Source organism: Aggregatilinea sp., assembly GCF_036822615.1.
GTDB lineage: Bacteria > Chloroflexota > Anaerolineae > Aggregatilineales > Aggregatilineaceae > Aggregatilinea.
Map to the genome: position 1 here is coordinate 24,683 of NZ_DAISHJ010000061.1, position 2,872 is coordinate 27,554.

Genomic DNA, 2,872 nt, shown 5'->3' on the forward strand with positions numbered 1-2,872 from the left:
TTTATTAATATTAAATAACAAAACAAAGGCCGTCCCTAATATCCAGAAGGCGGTATCCTTAGTTAATGACGATTTCCATAATCCAAATTGTTTTAACAGCAAGATTTCTAGAGTAGCATACGTTAACATTCCCGCTACTGAAATAAGGATGTATTTATTGAAGAATGCTTTTATCACCCGCATAGATGATTTTCTAGTATCTTGTCGTAACGACATTCCCCCCAGAAAAATCCCAATCCATATAATGAGCGCAAGTTCTCTTGAATTAAAAGATCGCAGAAAATCCACAGGGATCTGGCTCCGTAACTATAATAGATGACATAGTATTTTAACACTTTGAAAAATAAATGTTGAGGCGTATCGAATAGCAAAGAACTTAGAGAATATAACTTTCTGAATTTGTGGAACCCTCCCGCCTCTGCCGGTGTACTGTTGTCAAACGAGGCCCGTTTCCACCCCGATCCGGAAGGGAGTCCGCTTGGAGGCCGACCTGATCCGCCGCGCGGCGCAGGGCGACGCAGAAGCATTTGAGGCGCTGGTGCGCCAGCACGAGCAGATCGTTTTCCGGCTGGCGTACCTGATCGTGGGCGACGCCGACGACGCGCAGGACATCGCGCAGGAGACGTTCATCCGCGCCTACCACGCCCTGCCGCACTTCGACACGGAACGCCCGCTGCGGCCCTGGCTGCTGCAAATTACGCGCAATCTGGCCCGCAACCGCCGCCGCGCGCTCGGACGGTACGCCGCCGCGTTGACGCGCGCGTTCCGATCCGCGCCGCAGACCACACACAGCGCCGAGGCCGAGCACGCCCAACGCGGCGAGGTGCAGGCGCTGTGGGATGCCATCCGCACGTTGGACGCCCGCGACCAGGAGATCATTTATTTGCGTTACATGCTGGAACTGCCGGTTGCAGAGACGGCGGATATATTGAACGTGGAGCCGGGCACGGTGAAGTCGCGGCTCAGCCGGGCGCTGACGCGGCTGCGCGGCGTGGTCGAAGCGGACTTCCCGCTGCTGGCCGAAGGACGGCGACCATGAGCGAGCGATTCCCGGTTCAGACGCCGGACGAGAACGAAGCGTGGGAAATGCGCGTGCAGACGGTGAGCCGCCAGTTCGATTATCCGCCGACGCCGGACGTGGCCGCCGGGGTGCGGGCTCGACTCGGACGGCGGGAGCGCGCGCCGCTGCGCAGCGGGTGGATCCGGGCGGCGCTGGCGATCGTGCTGATCGCGCTGGTGGCCGTGCTGGCGATCCCCGATCTGCGCGCGAAGGCGTTCGAGATTTTGCAGCTTGGCGCGCTGCGCGTCGAGCACGAAGGCCCGACGATCACGCCCCAGCCGGAGGGCACGCCCGCCTTCGATCCCGCGCTGGAAACTACGCTCGACGACGCGCGGTCACAGGTCGATTACCCGGTGCTGCTGCCCGCTTACCCGCCGGATCTGGGTGTGCCGGATCACGTGTATTTCTACGGCGACCTGTATCACCCGACGGTGATCCTCACCTGGGAGGGCTTCAACACGCCGGGCAAACCGCCGCTCAGCCTGTCGCTGTATCCCTCGGACAGCCTGATCGTCAAGTATGCCGCCGCGCCCACCGCCCGCCCGGTGATTCGCGGTGCGGAGGCGTTCTGGTTCGTGCAGCCGCACGTCTTCGAGCAGCCCTCACCCGGCGCGGACCCGGTGCAGCGACTGATCGAGGTCAACGTGCTGGTGTGGCAGGTGGATCGAGTCACGTACCGGCTGGAGACGGAATGGCCGCTGGAGGAGGCGGTGCGGCTGGCGGAATCGGTGGAGTGAGCGGGAACCCCCAGGCGCGCGGCGGTGTATTGGGATCGAACGTACACCGAGCGCAAGGAGGTTCCAATGCTGACACGACGCAGGTTGATCCTGGCCGGACTGGTGATGGTCGCGCTGCTGGCCGTCACGACCGCCGCATACGCCAAGATGCTGGTTTTTGTCGAGCCGCTGGACGGCGACTGGGGCGACCTCGACGATCCGTTCGAAGTGACGACCTGGCTGGCCTACGCGGGCTACTTCGGGCGGCTGGATGCGGGCGATGTGGATGTGCTGGCTTTTTCCGTTGACAGACCGGTGAGGATGCCGGTGGCGCTGTACACGGCGGCGTGCGGCGATCTGTTCGAGGCGGCTTACCCGGCGCTGGCGCTGATCGGCCCCGGGCTGAACGAGCCGGATGCAGAAACGCGGGCTGCACTGCCATTCGAACTGCCGAAAGGGACAGGCGCGATCGTCGTGTGGCCGGAACCGGGCCGCGTGCCGGTGAATCTCGATGCCCTGGCGGGCCTGCCATTTGCGCTGCCGGAGAGCACGTCTGCCGCCCCGCAGCCGGACGCAATCGAGGCGGAGCCGGATCGCCGCCCGGTATCGAGCGAGGCGCTGCTCGGCCAGCCGTACTATACGGACGCGCTGGACACCACCCTCAATACGCCGGGCGCAGGCGACTATTGGCTGGCGGTGTGGGAGCCGGAGGGGGCCGAAGCCGCCTATACCCTGTCCGTCACGATCGAGCATCCCTCGCCGGAGATGTTTGGCATGGTGGACGACCTGGAAGAAGCGTTCCGGCTGGTGGACAGCGGCGAATGGATCGGGCGGAACTGTTCCGGCCCGGCGCACAGCGCGAAGTGATCGCGGTGCGGAACAGGTGCGCCCCGCGAGTGACTATAGTTTTTGCGACGCCAACCACGCCTCGGCGCGGCGCATCTGGCCGTCGTAATCGCCCGCGCCGCCCGGCGCTTTGCGACGCGCCGCCGCCGCGCGGAAGTCGAACACGGCGCTGACGTCTTCGGTGAACTGCTCCGAGATCTCGCGCAGCGCGTCCAGCGGCACGCCCGAAAGCGGCACGCCGCGCTCCTCG

The 2,872-nt window shown here is 63.6% G+C and carries 3 protein-coding genes and 2 pseudogenes; 3 read left to right on the plus strand and 2 right to left on the minus strand.

Features of this window, described 5'->3' with window-relative positions; all coding sequences use genetic code 11:
* Positions 1-288 (minus strand): annotated as a pseudogene (locus V7116_RS16180) (hypothetical protein); the annotation flags it as partial.
* Between the two features lie 190 nt (positions 289-478).
* Between V7116_RS16180 and V7116_RS16185 the strand changes: the two are divergent.
* From V7116_RS16185 to V7116_RS16195, 3 genes are all read left to right on the plus strand, one after another.
* Positions 479-1,039, plus strand: coding sequence for an RNA polymerase sigma factor (locus tag V7116_RS16185; RefSeq protein ID WP_324392990.1), 561 nt, complete (start codon positions 479-481; stop codon positions 1,037-1,039).
* A complete protein-coding gene (locus tag V7116_RS16190) occupies positions 1,036-1,797 on the plus strand; it encodes a hypothetical protein (RefSeq protein WP_324392991.1) in 762 nt (253 codons plus the stop codon). The genes V7116_RS16185 and V7116_RS16190 overlap by 4 nt, the downstream gene beginning before the upstream one ends.
* A gap of 66 nt (positions 1,798-1,863) precedes the next feature.
* Positions 1,864-2,643, plus strand: a complete 780-nt coding sequence (locus V7116_RS16195; protein ID WP_324392992.1) for a hypothetical protein — start codon at positions 1,864-1,866, stop codon at positions 2,641-2,643.
* 33 nt (positions 2,644-2,676) lie between these two features.
* On the opposite strand, the pseudogene V7116_RS16200 reads toward V7116_RS16195, so the two are convergent.
* Positions 2,677-2,872: pseudogene (locus tag V7116_RS16200) on the minus strand (argininosuccinate lyase); the annotation flags it as partial.